Origin of the sequence: Humibacter albus DSM 18994, from assembly GCF_000421825.1 — a bacterium.
Lineage (GTDB): Bacteria > Actinomycetota > Actinomycetes > Actinomycetales > Microbacteriaceae > Humibacter > Humibacter albus.
Genome location: NZ_ATXT01000013.1, coordinates 345,537 through 360,183 on the forward strand (window position 1 = coordinate 345,537; position 14,647 = coordinate 360,183).

17 protein-coding genes are annotated in these 14,647 nt (G+C 64.9%); 10 read left to right on the forward strand and 7 right to left on the reverse strand.

Going from position 1 to position 14,647, the window contains the following annotated elements; translation table 11 throughout:
• The first annotated feature begins 21 nt into the window (after positions 1-21).
• From resB to H623_RS0106340, 7 genes are all read left to right on the forward strand, one after another.
• A complete protein-coding gene (gene resB / locus H623_RS18235; protein WP_022900099.1) occupies positions 22-1,722 on the forward strand; it encodes a cytochrome c biogenesis protein ResB in 1,701 nt (566 codons plus the stop codon).
• A complete protein-coding gene (ccsB, locus tag H623_RS0106315) occupies positions 1,719-2,735 on the forward strand; it encodes a c-type cytochrome biogenesis protein CcsB (RefSeq protein ID WP_022900100.1) in 1,017 nt (338 codons plus the stop codon). Before resB ends, ccsB begins: the two co-directional genes overlap by 4 nt.
• A gap of 44 nt (positions 2,736-2,779) precedes the next feature.
• Positions 2,780-3,055, forward strand: a complete 276-nt coding sequence (locus H623_RS0106320; protein WP_033371509.1) for a hypothetical protein — start codon at positions 2,780-2,782, stop codon at positions 3,053-3,055.
• 49 nt (positions 3,056-3,104) lie between these two features.
• Complete coding sequence (locus tag H623_RS0106325; RefSeq protein WP_022900102.1) at positions 3,105-3,848, forward strand: cytochrome c biogenesis CcdA family protein; 744 nt, start codon at positions 3,105-3,107, stop codon at positions 3,846-3,848.
• Positions 3,849-3,939: 91 nt separating this feature from the next.
• Entirely contained in the window at positions 3,940-4,380 is a 441-nt protein-coding gene (locus H623_RS0106330; RefSeq protein WP_022900103.1) for a hypothetical protein, read from the forward strand.
• Between the two features lie 85 nt (positions 4,381-4,465).
• Positions 4,466-5,125: a DUF305 domain-containing protein gene (locus H623_RS0106335; RefSeq protein WP_022900104.1), complete on the forward strand. Its 660-nt coding sequence runs from the start codon at positions 4,466-4,468 to the stop codon at positions 5,123-5,125.
• 104 nt (positions 5,126-5,229) lie between these two features.
• Entirely contained in the window at positions 5,230-6,744 is a 1,515-nt protein-coding gene (locus H623_RS0106340) for a multicopper oxidase family protein (protein WP_022900105.1), read from the forward strand.
• A gap of 72 nt (positions 6,745-6,816) precedes the next feature.
• Here the strand turns inward: H623_RS0106340 and H623_RS0106345 are convergent, their stop codons facing one another.
• Entirely contained in the window at positions 6,817-7,521 is a 705-nt protein-coding gene (locus H623_RS0106345; protein WP_022900106.1) for a permease prefix domain 1-containing protein, read from the reverse strand.
• The gene (locus tag H623_RS0106350) at positions 7,500-7,850 is read right to left on the reverse strand and encodes a PadR family transcriptional regulator (RefSeq protein WP_022900107.1); all 351 of its coding nucleotides are present in this window, start codon (positions 7,848-7,850) and stop codon (positions 7,500-7,502) included. Before H623_RS0106350 ends, H623_RS0106345 begins: the two co-directional genes overlap by 22 nt.
• 114 nt (positions 7,851-7,964) lie before the next feature.
• Between H623_RS0106350 and H623_RS0106355 the strand changes: the two genes are divergently transcribed.
• Positions 7,965-10,223 (forward strand): PEP/pyruvate-binding domain-containing protein, encoded by a 2,259-nt coding sequence (locus H623_RS0106355; protein ID WP_169514897.1) that lies wholly within the window; start codon positions 7,965-7,967, stop codon positions 10,221-10,223.
• A gap of 144 nt (positions 10,224-10,367) precedes the next feature.
• Positions 10,368-10,673, forward strand: coding sequence for a DF family (seleno)protein (locus H623_RS0106360; RefSeq protein WP_026939994.1), 306 nt, complete (start codon positions 10,368-10,370; stop codon positions 10,671-10,673).
• Positions 10,674-10,803: 130 nt separating this feature from the next.
• Here H623_RS0106360 and H623_RS0106365 read toward each other — a convergent pair whose 3' ends face one another.
• The 5 genes from H623_RS0106365 to H623_RS0106385 form a co-directional block, all read right to left on the reverse strand.
• Complete coding sequence (locus tag H623_RS0106365; protein WP_022900110.1) at positions 10,804-11,493, reverse strand: cation efflux transmembrane domain-containing protein; 690 nt, start codon at positions 11,491-11,493, stop codon at positions 10,804-10,806.
• The gene (locus tag H623_RS18240; protein ID WP_022900111.1) at positions 11,490-12,428 is read right to left on the reverse strand and encodes a cation diffusion facilitator family transporter; all 939 of its coding nucleotides are present in this window, start codon (positions 12,426-12,428) and stop codon (positions 11,490-11,492) included. Before H623_RS18240 ends, H623_RS0106365 begins: the two co-directional genes overlap by 4 nt.
• Entirely contained in the window at positions 12,425-12,835 is a 411-nt protein-coding gene (locus H623_RS0106375; protein ID WP_033371510.1) for an ArsR/SmtB family transcription factor, read from the reverse strand. Before H623_RS0106375 ends, H623_RS18240 begins: the two co-directional genes overlap by 4 nt.
• Positions 12,836-13,029: 194 nt before the next feature.
• On the reverse strand, positions 13,030-13,296 hold the full coding sequence (locus tag H623_RS0106380; protein WP_026939996.1) for a TFIIB-type zinc ribbon-containing protein: 267 nt from the start codon (positions 13,294-13,296) through the stop codon (positions 13,030-13,032).
• 108 nt (positions 13,297-13,404) lie between these two features.
• Complete coding sequence (locus tag H623_RS0106385; RefSeq protein WP_033371378.1) at positions 13,405-14,133, reverse strand: phosphatase PAP2 family protein; 729 nt, start codon at positions 14,131-14,133, stop codon at positions 13,405-13,407.
• Positions 14,134-14,407: 274 nt separating this feature from the next.
• On the opposite strand from H623_RS0106385, the gene H623_RS0106390 reads away from it, so the two are divergent.
• Entirely contained in the window at positions 14,408-14,617 is a 210-nt protein-coding gene (locus H623_RS0106390) for a heavy-metal-associated domain-containing protein (protein WP_022900114.1), read from the forward strand.
• Positions 14,618-14,647 lie beyond the last annotated feature (30 nt).

Sequence of the window (14,647 nt, forward strand, 5' to 3'; positions counted from 1 at the left end):
CCATCCTGAACGGGAGGTGCGATGACTCGATCGACTGAGCGCATCGACGCAGAGCCGACTGAACGCACCCCGACCGCCGTGTCACAACCGCGCCTGGGAATCATCGGCTGGGGGCGCTGGGCATGGCGGCAGCTGACGAGCATGCGCACGGCACTGTTCCTGCTGTTGCTGCTCGCCCTCGCTGCAGTCCCCGGCTCGCTGTTCCCACAACGCACTGCCGATCCGAACGGTGTGGTCCAGTACTTCAAGGAGAACCCGGGTCTGGCCCCGATCCTCGACAAGTTCCAGGTATTCGACGCCTACACCTCGTTCTGGTTCTCCAGCATCTACCTGCTGCTGTTCCTCTCGCTGATCGGATGCGTACTGCCACGCACCGTCCATCACCTGCGGGCGATCCGCACCGCTCCGCCCCGCACGCCGGCTCGCCTGTCGCGGATGCCCGGCTTCATCGCCCTCGACCTGAACGACGACGGAAAGGCTACTGGCAGCGCGGTGACGGCCCCGGACGCGATCGCCGCCGCGCGATCCTTGCTGCGCAGGCGCGGATACCGGGTCGCGGTATTCGAGGGTGCCCAGACGAAAGACAGCACCGAGCTCTCGGTCAGCGCCGAACGCGGCTACCTTCGCGAGGCCGGCAACCTGGTCTTCCACATCGCGTTGCTCGGCATCCTGATCACGGTCGGTATCGGCGGCGGCTTCGGGTACAACGGCAACCGCGTCGTCGTCGAGGGACAGACCATGATCAACACCCTCGCCGCGTACGACTCCTTCAACCCGGGCCGCTTCTTCACCGACGCCGAACTGTCGCCGTACTCGATCCGGCTGGACAAGTTGGCCGTCACGTATGAGACGCAGAACAAGGATGCTCGCGGGCTGCCGACGGACTACACCGCGACTGTCACCGCTCGCACTCAGGACTCCCGGAACGGCTACAAGACCACGATCAAGGTCAACGAGCCGCTGAACATCGGCGGCACCAACGTGTACCTGCTCGGGAACGGCTACGCGCCGCACATCACGGTCCGCGATCCACGAGGGCACGTCGTCTTCAGCGACTTCGTCCCGTTCCTGCCCCAGGATTCGAACCTCACATCCCTCGGAGTCGTGAAAGTGCCCGACGGCCTCCAGCAGCAGATCGGGATGATGGGATTCTTCTACCCGACCAAAGCGGTGGCGCAGAACGGCGCCTTCTACTCGTCCTATCCGGACGTGAAGGCACCGATGCTCACCCTGAATGTCTATTCGGGTGACCTCGGGTTGAACGGCGGAGTGCCCCGGTCCGTGTACACCCTGGACACGTCCCGGTTGAAACAACTGACCGGCGTGAGCACCGGCGTGAAATCGATCGAGCTTGCTCCCGGGTACAGTCAACAGCTTCCCGACGGGCTGGGCTCGGTGTCCCTGGACGGCGTCTCCCGGTTCGCCTCCTTCCAGGTGAACCACGATCCGGCCCAAGGCTGGGTGCTTCTGTTCACGGTCTGCGCGTTCGGCGGCCTCCTCACATCGCTCTTCGTGCCTCGTCGAAGGCTGTGGGTGAAGGCGATCGGGCAGGCATCCGGACCGCTCCGACTCGAGTATGCGGGCCTGGCTCGGGGCGATGACCCACAACTCGAGACGGTGGTCGAAACGCTGGCACAGAACCACATCGAGGCCCTTCGCAACCGCGACCCCGGCGCATCAGATGGTCGGCACCCAGAAGAGGACACAAGGAGAACAACATGACCGACACACTGTCGCAGCTTTCGCTGCTGCTCATCATCGGGGCCATCGCGATCTACGCCGCCGCGTTCGTGACCTTCGCCCTCGATCTCGCCCGTCGACGTTCCCCCTCGGTCACCGTGATCAGCGCGGTCGCCCGGCATGCCGAAGCCGAAACCCCGACCTCGACCACGAGGCTCGCGAATGCCATAGGGAACACGGGTGTCCTCGTCCGCCAGTCGACCACGAGCGCGGACGCCCATGAAGAGCGGCCGCAGACGTCCGGAGTGTTGCGTGCCGCATTCGTGCTGACGCTCGTGGGATTCGGCCTGCACCTAGGGGCGGACGTTCTTCGAGGAATTGCCGCCGGCCGCGTCCCGTGGGCGAACATGTGGGAGTTCTCCATGACCGGCACCCTCATCATCGTCGGTGTCTTCCTGCTCGTGACACTCAAGTACGACCTCCGGTTCCTGGGCACGTTCGTCATCGGACTCGTACTCCTGCTGCTGGGAATCGCAAGCGCACGGTACTACGTTCCCGTCGCACCGCTGCCTCCGGCGCTGCAGTCGTACTGGCTGGTGATCCATGTCATCGTCGCGATCATCGCCACCGGCTTCTTCGCTCTCGGGTTCGCGCTTTCCGGCGTTCAGCTCCTGAAGGCGCGACGAGAGCGTCAAGAGACCGATGCGCGGCCGCCGCAGTTCGCCTTCCTTCGCACCCTGCCGAAATGGGCGGCGCTGGAGAACCTCGCCTACCGGATGAACATCGTCGGATTCATCCTCTGGACCTTCACTCTCATCGCCGGCGCGATCTGGGCAGAGAAGGCCTGGGGCCGCTACTGGGGTTGGGACACCAAAGAAGTCTGGACGTTCATCATCTGGGTCCTCTACGCCGGGTACATCCACGCCCGGGCGACCCGCGGCTGGCGCGGTTCGCGGTCGGCGTGGTTGGCACTCATCGGGTTCAGCGCCGTGATGTTCAACTTCGGCATCGTCAACGTCTTCTTCAAGGGTCTCCACTCCTACAGCGGCCTCTGAACACGAGACGTATGAGCCGCCATTCGAACCGAAAGGACATATTCGTGCCCAAGAAGAACGAACCGCCGCGCAAGCGTTCGACGCACGCGGAGATTGAGAAGACGCCTGAACAGCTCCGCGCGGCCTACCGACGCAAACGACGATTCCGCGTGATCGGCTGGAGCGTCATGTCCGTTGGTGCAGCGGTCGCGCTGCAACATTGGCTCGCCCATCTCGGAGCCTTCGGTGCCCAACCGCCGGGTTGGATCGATCTCGCAGCCGGCTATCCCATGGCCGGCCTGCTCATCCTTGCCGGAGCAATAACCGTGAGCCAGAAGTGAGTCGGGAGACCACCAGCATCGCCATACTGATCAGGACAGGCTCCCGGTAATGGGATCGGCATTCGCAGCGATCGTCTCCAACGGCCAGCTTCTTCTTGCCATCCCCGTCGCGATCCTCGCCGGCGCCGTCTCGTTCGCCTCGCCCTGCGTCCTGCCGCTCGTACCGGGCTACCTCGGCTATGTCAGCGGAATGGCCGATGGTACCGCTGGACGCTCACGTCGGCGCACCGTGGCGGGAGTGGTGCTCTTCGTCCTCGGGTTCGCTGTGGTGTTCATCGCGTATGGTGCCGCAGCGGGCGCATTCGGCTCCTGGCTGATCCGCTGGCAAGACGTTCTCACCAGAGTCCTCGGCATCATCGTCGTGCTCATGGGATTGGCGTTCGTCGGCGCGTTCTCCCTCCTGCAGCGCACGATCAAGCTCCCCGCCCGACCCTCGACCGGCGTCGCGGGAGCACCACTTCTCGGCATGGTGTTCGGACTCGGCTGGACGCCGTGCATCGGTCCGACGCTGGCCGCGGTTCTCTCGCTCAGCCTGTCCAGCCAATCCGCGGCCCGCGGTGCCCTACTGACCGGTTTCTACGCCCTCGGGCTCGGCGTTCCCTTCATCCTGATCGCCTTCGGATTCACCTGGGCCGCCGGCGCGGTCGCGTTCCTCCGCCGTCACATCCGCGCCGTGAACCTGGCGGGCGGCATCCTCCTCATCGTGATCGGTGTACTCATGATCACCGGCCTCTGGACCGCATGGATCTACAGCCTCCAGGCGATGATCGGTGGAACGACACTGCCCGTCTAGCGGCGACACCGCAGACGTTCCCCCAAGTGCTCTGGTCAACTCGCACTCTTGGTTCAGGTACGGCATACCCGTAGCGGGTACCGTGGAACGTATGATCCGGCTCGAGCGGTTGCGTGCAGCGCGCACGTTGCGCATCGCCACACGTGTCGTGATCACGCTCATCCTCGTCGTGGGCATCACTGCAATGCACAGCATGCTCGATGCATCCATGAACATGCGGATGTCGTCGGCCTCTGCAGCCACAGCCACCCCGATGCCGCCGGATCCAACGGCTGCTGCGACCGCTGGTGCCGGTCATCGGCAGGCAGCGGATTCGGGCGAGGCCGGCACCGCATGCACGGATGCGATGTCCCACGGTGGGATGCACGCCTGCCTCTTCGTGGCGTCGCCGATCGTTCTCGCCGTATCAGCTTCCCCTGCGGTCGGCGAACAGCACGTGCCGTCGCCGCTTCGATCGGCGCCGAATGAGCAAGGGCGGTCAGGCGCGTTCGCGACCGATCGCGTGCTCGCACTCCAGGTGTTGCGGATTTAGAGGTCGCTGGGGAGGGCTCTGTCTTCGGGCAGGCGGCACCTCCGACGCGTGTTCTCACTTTCCGTACCAGTATTTGGAGTACTTCATGAAGTTCGCACCTCGCGCCGCCCTCGCCGGCGTCGTTCTGGCCGCCGGTGGTCTGCTCGCCGGTTGCACCAGCTCCGGGATGGGCGACATGCCCGGGATGTCCCATTCCTCATCCACACCCGCTGGGACGCACAATGCGCAAGACGCCATGTTCGCGCAGATGATGATCGTGCACCACCAGGGTGCGATCGAGATGGCCGGCCTCGCCCCTACCCGCGCAGCATCCGCTCAGGTGAAGGATCTGGCGGTGAAGATCAAGGATGCGCAACAGCCCGAGATCGATGAGATGAAAGCATGGCTGAAGGGATGGGGGGAGCCGCTCACCATGCCCGAGATGGGTTCCGGATCAAGCCCGAGTCCTTCGGACATGTCTGGAATGGACATGTCGACCCCGATGCCGACCGACGGCGCCGGCATGAACTCGATGCCCGGGATGACTCCGCAGGACATGGCCCAGCTGAAGGCTGCGACCGGTCCGGCATTCGACAAGGCGTTCCTGAGCCTGATGATCCAGCATCACCAGGGCGCCATCGACATGGCCAAGCAAGAACAGTCAGGCGGCAAAGACACCAAGGCGAAGAAGCTCGCCGACAACATCGTCAACTCGCAGTCCCAGGAAGTCACCGAGATGCAGGCGATGCTCACGTCCCTCGGCTGACAGAAATGCCGGGCGCGACCGGGTCTCGGTGGCGTCCGGCACCCCCGCCGACAGCGTGCGCACGACAGTCCCCTCATCCCTTCCTTGACTCTGGACGACTACTTATGCCCGACCTCACGAATCCATCTCACCCGATCACACGTCGCCGGCTGCTCGCTGCCGGTCTGGGAACCGCGGCGCTGGCAACCCTGGCCGGCTGCACCTCACCACCACCCCGACTCATCTCACCGACTTCATCGGCCGTCACCACCGCCGAAGAGGCGCGGCGGAGCACCGGCCGCGTCGTCTCCGCGACGTTGAATGCGCAGCCGATGCAGTTGGATCTTGCCGGCAAGATGGCGAACACCTGGGCCTTCGGCTCCACACCGGCCCCGACCATCCGGGTCAGCGCCGGAGACACCGTTCTTGCACAAGTCACCAACCAGCTGCCGGACCCCACATCCGTGCACTGGCACGGCGTGGCACTGCGCAACGACATGGACGGGGTGCCACCGCTCACCCAGAAGGCGATCGCGCCCGACAATTCCTTTGCGTACAAGTTCATCGCGGAGCATCCCGGGACGTACTGGTTCCACCCCCATGTCGGCACCCAGCTGGATCGAGGACTGTACGGGGCGCTGATCGTCGAGGACCCGCACGATCCACTCCGTTACGACGAGGAGTGGGTCGTCGTGCTGGATGACTGGCTCGACGGGGTCACCGCCACTCCCGACCAGGTATTGAAACAACTCTCCAAAGGCATGGCATCGATGGGCATGGACGGCATGCTGATGCGGATGGGCAACATGCTGATGGGCACGAACTCGCCCCTGCTCGGCGGAGACACCGGCGACGTCTACTACCCGGAATACCTGATCAACGGGCGCCCGCCCGCCGACCCGGAGACCTTCACCGCCAAACCCGGCTCACGCATACGCATCCGCTTCATCAACGCCGGCGGCGACACCGCGTTCCGCGTCGCGCTCGGCGGCCACGCGCTGACCATCACGCACACCGATGGATACCCGGTCGAGCCGAAAGACGTCGATAGCGTGCTCCTCGGGATGGGCGAGCGCTATGACGTCATCGTCACGGCCGGTGACGGCGTCTTTCCGCTTGTGGCATCGGCCGAGGGCAAGGATGCCGCCGGATTCGCGCTGCTGCGCACCGCCGCGGGAACAGCCCCGGCGCCAACGACGTCCATCCCCGAGCTGGTTTCCTCCCGGGTCGGCACCGCCGACCAGCTGGCGACGGCATCCGCGGTCCGCCTGCGCTCGAAGCCGGTGGACCGCACGCTGACCATGAAGCTGTCTGGCGACATGAGTTCATACGACTGGGCGATCAACAACCGTCGGTTCGACATTAAGAAGCCTCTGCAAGACGCGCTACGGGTGCGCAAGGGCGAACGCGTGCGTTTGAAGCTCGTCAACGATACGAAGATGTGGCACCCCATGCACCTGCACGGCCACACCTACCAGCACCCGAACGGCGGGCCGCGCAAGGACACGTCGATCGTGCTGCCCGGCAAGACGCTGCAGGTCGAGTTCGACGCCGACAACCCCGGCCAGTGGCTCAGCCACTGCCACAACATCTACCACGGAGAGTCCGGGATGATGACCGTCGTCGCGTACGAACGATAGCCCCCGTGTGTGGCCGACGCGCGATGTCCACACAGCGGACGGATGGCTCGGGGTCGATCGGTGCACGATCTGCTATCGCGAGAACATCAGCCGGCGAACGCTGTGGCAAATGGCTGCTCCAGCGAATGGGAACCTGCCGATGCTGGCCGCGGCGGCTATGCCCGCGATGATCGGGGAAAGTGACCCGGCTGTGCCGTTCAGGACGCGCGTCGCCAGGATGACGAGCATGGTCGTGTCGACTGCAAGGGTCACCAGTCCGATCAGGCTGGCAGCTAGTGCCGCCTGACGTGGTGAGGACTCGGGTAGCCAGCGGATGAGCGAGCCCGTTGTGGCGAGAACACCGGTGGCGATCATGACGGCGGGGGCCACGACCGGTAATGCGGGGATGGCGGATATGACCGTGGCGGGTTGGATGTGCTGGGAAGGGACGACGAGTAGCAGGAACCACCAGATGCCTACGAGGGGCCCGGTGAGCAGAAGCCGCCAGAGGATCGTGCGGCTTTGATGGATGGCCAGTTCACCCGCGAAGGCAGCCGCCACCAGCTGCGGCGCGCCGAGTTGTGCGATCGCTTCCTCGGATGCTTCCGCCGTAGACATGCCCTGCGAGGTGCCGGCAGCGATCGCGTCGTCGAGGCCGTCCCGGATTTCATCGATCACGGCCGCTCTCGCTCTCGCGGGCCCGCGCAACTGCCCGCCGAGAGTTCTCAGGTAGTGCTCGACCTCTTGCGATTCCAGCTTGGCTTCGGCCGGCGACTTTACGACAGTGCGGCGGGCCATGGTTTCTCCTGGAGCAGGGCGGAGACCGCGGTGGAGAACTGGACCCAGATGGCGCGCTCTGCGCCCAGCGCTCGGCGTCCGGATGCGGTCAGGTCGTATTCGCGTCTGCGTCTGCCGCCGATGACATGCCATCGGCTGGCGATGTAGCCGGCGCGTTCGAGTCGGTGGAGAGCGGGATAGATTGTCCCGGTTTGGAGGTCGAATGTTCCACCGCTGCCGGTGCGCACCGCTTCGATGATGGCGTATCCGTGCCGGGGGCCGTCCTCGAGAACGGACAGGAGCAAGGCGTCCAGGTGTCCCTTCAATGCCTCTGGCCGCATGGGCAACATGGCTTCTCCCTTCCGTCGACTCGGCTTCGCTCGGCAGTCTGGCGCCTGGGGTCCGATACGTCTATGGTAGTAGCAATACTACGTATCGCGTTACTACCTATGGTGGCGGTCAGATTGGACGAAGTACGACTGCTTCCCCAACTTGCGGAAATCGACGACCCCAGAAGTGAATGGATCGGGAGCAAGGCGGCGAATCTGAGCCGCGCGGTGGCGCGCGGTTTCCGTGTGCCGGACGGGTTCGTGGTCATCCCGACGGCGTTGCGGACCCTTGGCGAAGAGGCGGACGAGGCGCTCGGTCGTGCTGCGGATCGGATCGGGCCCGGCCCCTTCGCCGTTCGCTCCTCCGCCATTGCCGAGGACCTTGCGGATGCTTCCTATGCCGGTCTCTACGAGACGGTCCTGAACGTCGAGCGAGGGGGCCTTGCGGAGGCCATCCGTCACGTCATTGCCTCGGGGCTGGATGCGCGGGTGACCGCATATCACGGAACACAGTCCACCCTGGTGCCGGACCTGGACTCTGCCGGTGTGCCGGTGCTCGTCCAGCAGATGGTCCACCCGATGTCCGCCGGAGTGGCGTTCACGGCGAACCCGTTGACCGGACGCCGGGACGAGACCGTCGTGACCGCCGTTGCCGGGCTCGCCGAACCGCTGGTGTCCGGTGAGGCGGTGGGTGAGGAATGGGTGGTCCGCGAGGGCAGGGCCAGCCGCACGCGCGCTGGGGACGGCGCGCTTGAAACCGGGCAGGCGGAGGCTATCGCGACGCTCGCCCGTCGGGTAGAAGCTGAGTTCGGGTCGCCGCAGGACATTGAGTGGGCTATCGACGCTGACGGGACCCTGTTCCTGATCCAAGCACGGCCGATGACCGCTGTTGTCGACGCCGTCGAATGGGTCCCGCCGGGGCCCGGCTTGTGGGCACGCAATTTCCGGATCGGCGAGTGGTTACCGGAGGCGATGACACCGCTGTTCGCGGACTGGATCATCCCCCAACTGGAATCGGGGTATCTGAACGGGATGTGGAAGTCTGCCCGGGTGCAGGTACCCTTCCGCTACGCCACGGTCAACGGCTGGTACTACAACGCAACGCCGATCCCATCGCCGCGAACATTGTGGCGGGTAATGGTCGAAAGTCGTGGTCGGGCACCGTGGTTCCTCTACAACGTGCTCGCCCGCGTGTCCCGCAACCCCGTGGCTGCCGACCGTTCGGCCATCCATCGACTCGAAATGGAATGGCGAGACGATACCCTTCCCACCTACCGACGGCTTGTCAGCGCCGCCGAGACAGAAGTCGACGCTGCCGGCATTGAACGCCTGGTGGAGATCGTGAACGACATTTCCTCAGTCGCCGGCTCCTACTTGTGGTTCCTCGCGGTCGTCGGCGGTTCGGCATGGAAGATGGAGGGCGCCCTGGCCAAGTTTTGGGCTGGGCACCTGGCCGCACGCCTCACCTCCACGGCCGTCGGCGCGGCCGGTCACCAGGTGCTGTTACGAGGGCTCTCCGATGCTCCACCAAAGCTCCCGGGCCACGCTGTCTTCTCGCTCGACTGGTACTTCCCGACGGCCGGCGAGAACAACGCCGACCCTGCAACCGTTTCGTCGACGGCGACTGTGGATCAGGCCAGGACGTCCACCCTGGTCTCCGAACGGCAGACCGCCGAAGAGACCTGCCGACACGCGCTGGCAAACAACGGCAGGCTGCTCAACAAGTTCAACGACCTGTTGGCGGTCAATCAACGATTCGCCGCCCTCCGCGAAGAACAGGCCCGCGACCTGACGCTCGGCTGGCCGGTCCTGCGCCAGTGCGCTCATCGCCTCGGCACGCTGCTACGACGCGCCGGGATGATCGGCGACGCCGATGACATCTTTTTCCTCACCCTCTCCGAGATCCGCGCCACCCCAGAGGGCCTCGCTGCGACTGTGCAGGAGCGGAGAAGGCTCTGGGGCAGGCAACGCCGGCTGCCTGCCCCGCTCACCCTCGGTGAGCCTCCTCGCCTGATCGGCGACCCGATCGCGCACGCCGTCACGACAGCCCGCACCGGGCACCAGACGCCCGAAGGCGCGATCCTCGGTCACCCGGCCAGCATCGGCCGAGCAACAGGCCGGGTGCGGGTGGTCTACAGCCCCGCCGATTTCGCCAGCTTCAGGCAAGGTGAGATCCTCGTCGCCAAGGCCACCGCCCCCGCCTGGACACCACTGTTTGCCCGAGCGGCTGGCGTCATAACCGACGGCGGAACCCTCGCCGCACACGCCTCCCTCATCGCCCGCGAATACGGCATCCCCGCCGTCGTCGGAACCGGCAATGCGACCACACAGCTAAGCACCGGCCAGCTGGTGACCCTCGACGGTGCCGCCGGGACCGTCGTGCCCCACCCGTAAGCCTGAATTTCGTCAAAAGCCGGACGCGGCGTGCCACTCGCAGTCGACCGATCTGCGAAGCGCGAGAGGCGACGTCGACGCAGTAAGAGCCGCAGCGGCGCCCACGATATGGCGGCGTCGCGGTCGCCGGTGGAGAATAAGGGCATGAAGATCGAAGTTCTTCATATCGATGAGTGCCCGAACTGGGAGCATGCCGGTGATCGGATTCGTGAGGCGCTGGCGCAGCTCGGTGACACCGCTTCTGTGGTGGAGAATCGGCTCCTTCGTACTTCCGAGGATGCGGCTGCGGTGCCGTTTTCTGGGTCACCCACGATCCTGGTCGACGGCGAAGATCTCTTCCCCACCAGTCGACGAACCTCGGACCTGGCCTGCCGGATCTACGCCACTCCTGATGGGCTGGCCGGGGTACCCACGGTTGAACAAATCGTGGAGGCGATTCGCGTCCGATGAACGAGGACCTGGTGATGTGCTCGTGCTGTGGCCGAGACCTGCCGCGAAGCAAGGTTCACGAGCTTGACGGTGGACGATCGCGCATCTGCCGCCGCTGCGGCTTGTGGGTGGCGTTGTGGTGGCGCGGTGATCACCGCACAACAGGCTGAATCGGGCCCCTCCCGGGGCTACTTTGCTCCCCGGTGAAGGCGGAGACGGGAACGGTGCAGGTATCGCCTTTCCACGCTTCTACACCTTCGCGCACGGCGAAGCCGACAACAACCAGGGCGGCGACCGGATCGGCCCATCTCCACCCGAAGAGGGCGTTGAGCAGAAGGCCGAGCAGGACGGCCGCGGAGAGATAGGAGCAGATCAGGGTCTGTTTGGAGTCGGCGACCGCGGACGCAGATCCGAGCTCCCGTCCCGCGCGGCGTTCGGCAAAGCTGAGGAACGGCATGATCGCGAGGCTTAGTGCGGTCAGGATGATCCCGATCAGACTGTGTTCGGCGGTGATGATTCCTAGCAGCGCGAGTGCGGCGTCGATCGTGACGTAGACGGCGAGTGCGAAGAACGCCAGTGCGATCAGTCGCAGGGCGGTCTTCTCTCGCGTTTCCGGGTCCGGCGCGGCGAACTGCCACGCGATGACGGCTGCAGAGAGGACCTCCACAATGGAGTCCAGCCCGAATCCGACTAGAGCCGCCGAGGACGCGCCGGCACCGACCGTGATCGCAATGATCGCTTCGATCGCGTTGTACGTGATGGTGACGGCGACGATCCATCGGATCCGGCGACGAAGCACGACGGTCCGTGCCTCAGTAGTGGTGTCGGTGTGGTTGGTCATCGGTGGTCGGCTCCGTGTTCGTGAGCGGTATGGTCGGCCGGCTCGAACTGGAACGTGCTGTGTTCCACATCGAAATGCCCGGCCAGGCACTCCTGCAATTCGTCGAGCACCTTCGGCGCGTGTCCGTCGTAGAAGCAGTCGTCGGAGAGGATGACATGGGCCGAGAGGGCGGGAAGGTCTGAGGTCACGGTCCACAGATGCAGATCGTGAACATCCACCACATGCTCCGGCCGCATCAGATGCGCACGGATCTCGCTCAGGTCGACGCCCTCGGGAACGCCTTCCAGCAGAATGCGTCCGGAGTCGCGCAGGAGGCCCCATGCCGCACGCAGCATGAGCACGACAACGATCAAAGACGCGATCGCATCTGCGCGCGTAAATTCGGTGAAGAGGATCACGAATCCCGCGATGACGGTGGCGATGAAGCCGTAGAGATCGGTGAGGATGTGCTGGAACGAGCCTTCGATATTCAGGCTGCTCCGGTTCGCTTTGGCCAGCACCCACACGGTGACCAGGTTCACCGCGACACCGAGCAGGGCCACGATCAGCACAGGGCCGCCCTCCACCGGCGGTGGTTGAAACAACCGGCGGATCGCCTCGATCGCCACCACGGCGCTGATCACGACCAGGGTGATGCCGTTCACGGCGGCCGAGAGGATCTCCGCGCGTTTGAACCCGAAGGTCCAGTTCGCGCTGGTCGGCCGCGCCGCCAGTCGTATCGCGATCAGCGAGCCGGCGATCGCCGCAGCGTCAGTGAGCATGTGTCCGGCATCGGAGAGTAGCGCCAGCGAGCCGGCGATGATCGCGACGACGACCTCGACGATCATGAAGCTCACGATCAACGCCAGCGCGATGACAAGAAGCTGGGAATCCGCACCCGGCGCGGCCCCGTGCGAATGCTGGTGTGGCTTGCCCGGTTGCGTCTGTGCCCTCACGCGTCCGCCTGCTCACCGCGCTCCGGGTGGATTGCCACCGTGTGACCGGTGTGCGTGAGCCCGAGGTCGAGAAGCATGCGAACGTGCGCGTCATCCAGACGGTAGTAGGCCATCCGTCCCCGCCGCGATACGGACACCACACGGTGCGCACGCAACAGGCGCAGCGCATGGCTGACCGAGCTCTCACTCATCGTCGTGGTCGCGGCAAGATCGCACACGCACATCTCGCCACCGCTCAGCAGCGACATCAGGATGCGCAGCCTGCCGGGGTCGCCGAGCAGAGAGAAGACATCCGCCAAGTCCGTCACGGTGTCCGTGGAAGGAAGCGCCTCGGCCACCCAGGACACCTTCCCCGGGTCGACAAGCTTCAGGTCGCACTCATCTACCTGCTCACCGGTTGCTTCCACCGCGGTCTCCACATCTGATTAAACGTTCATATAACGATACCAGCCGGAACGACTGGAACCTCGACGCTGACGAGCTGGGGCCGCGGGGGGAGGGTGAACGAGTGGCGTGTCTCTCCGAAATTGTGGATGAGCGTGCATGCAGGCGTCGGCGGGCGTGATCGATCGACGCACCGAAGACCGTGAGGCGCGGGAGCCTAGTCGAAGAGTTCGCCAAGCCAGCCGCCTCGACGGCGCTTGCCGTAGTTTTCACGACTGCCCCCGTGATGATCGCCACCGCGGTATCCGTCGTCATAACGGGGCTGCTGCACCGTGCGCGCGGGGTACGCGGAGTCGGCTCGCTCGAGAATCTTGTCGAGTTCGCCACGGTCCAGCCAGACGCCGCGGCACTGAGGGCAATAGTCGATTTCGATGCCGTTACGCTCGGACAGCGCCAGCGGAGTTCCATCGATCGGGCAGTTCATCATCACCTCCCGGCGTTGCCTCGCGGAAAAGACAACGCCTTCACGTTCAATGAATAATTGTTCATATGAACCTGAAATTGATCCGGGAAGTCAAGGCCGATCTGCCACCTATGACCGCAGCGTGGGAGGTGCGGGTTCCCGGAGGAGTGGGATTCGTGGCATGAGCCAGTCGGCCCAGATGAGCCGCGCTGCGGGGGCTACGGCCAGCGACCAGAGGATGGAGGCGAGAACGTCGGTCGGGTAGTGCACGGCGTCGATCGAGAGCGACACGGCGACCACGATGACGAGGATGGCTCCGAGCACGGCGCCGAGTGGCAGCCATCGTGTGCCGCGGAGCACGAAGATCACGGCGACGACGAATGCGGTGACGAACGCGGTGTGCCCGCTGGGGTGGGACGGGTCGACCTGGACGGGGTAGAACGGGTGCGTCATCAGGTGTATGTCGGGTCGGGGCCGGTGCACTGCGAGCTTGATCAGGTCGGACGGGATCCACGTTGCGGCGACAACCCCGGCGAACGCTGCCGCGACGCGGAGTTGCCTGCTGAGTGCCCAGATCACGCCGGTGGCTACGACGGTGATGAGTATCGCGGGGATCGGGCTGAACAGTTGGTAGACGACGTTGGTCAGGCGGGCCATGGACCCGGCGTGCGATATGTTCAGCGCCTTTGACAGTGCCAGGTCGATCGGATGGGAGGTCAGCACGAATCCGATGCCGGTGAGGACGACGATCGTTATCGCTGCTGTGACCAGGATGGCCACCGGATGTTGCGAAGGGCGCAGGATTCCGTTCACTTGGGTGCGGGCATGGCTCGTCACCGTGGGGGCGGGAGTGGACATAGCGATATTGTCGGGCGCTGCCTGCCAAGAATCGCCGAAGAAGACGGCGCAGGGCCACCCCTAGGATGCTGCCGAGTACGGTCAGGGCGAGCACGCCGAACGAGTAGTCGCAGACAGTGTTCGCGGTACCCATCGGGTCGATCACCACTACGAATCCTGCAATGCAGTCGTTTCTGCATGGGTCGTCGGTTCACCGGATCTTCAACTCCCACGGAATACCGCCAGGAGGTATCGTGTTCCATAACACATACCCCCTACCCGTATGGAGGAGCGAATGTCGACGACGGAATACGCCGTGACCGGGATGACGTGCACACACTGTGAGATGTCGGTGCGCGAAGAGGTCGAGCAGATCCCTGGCGTGGAGCAGATCGAGGTGTCGGCTGCGACCGGCCGGCTCGTGGTGACCGGCGCGGATGCGATCGACGATGCCCAGGTTCTGGGCGCGGTCGAGGAGGCCGGTTATACCGCGGTGCGCGTCTGATCTGCGCGAAACAGCTCAATGGCCGTCATG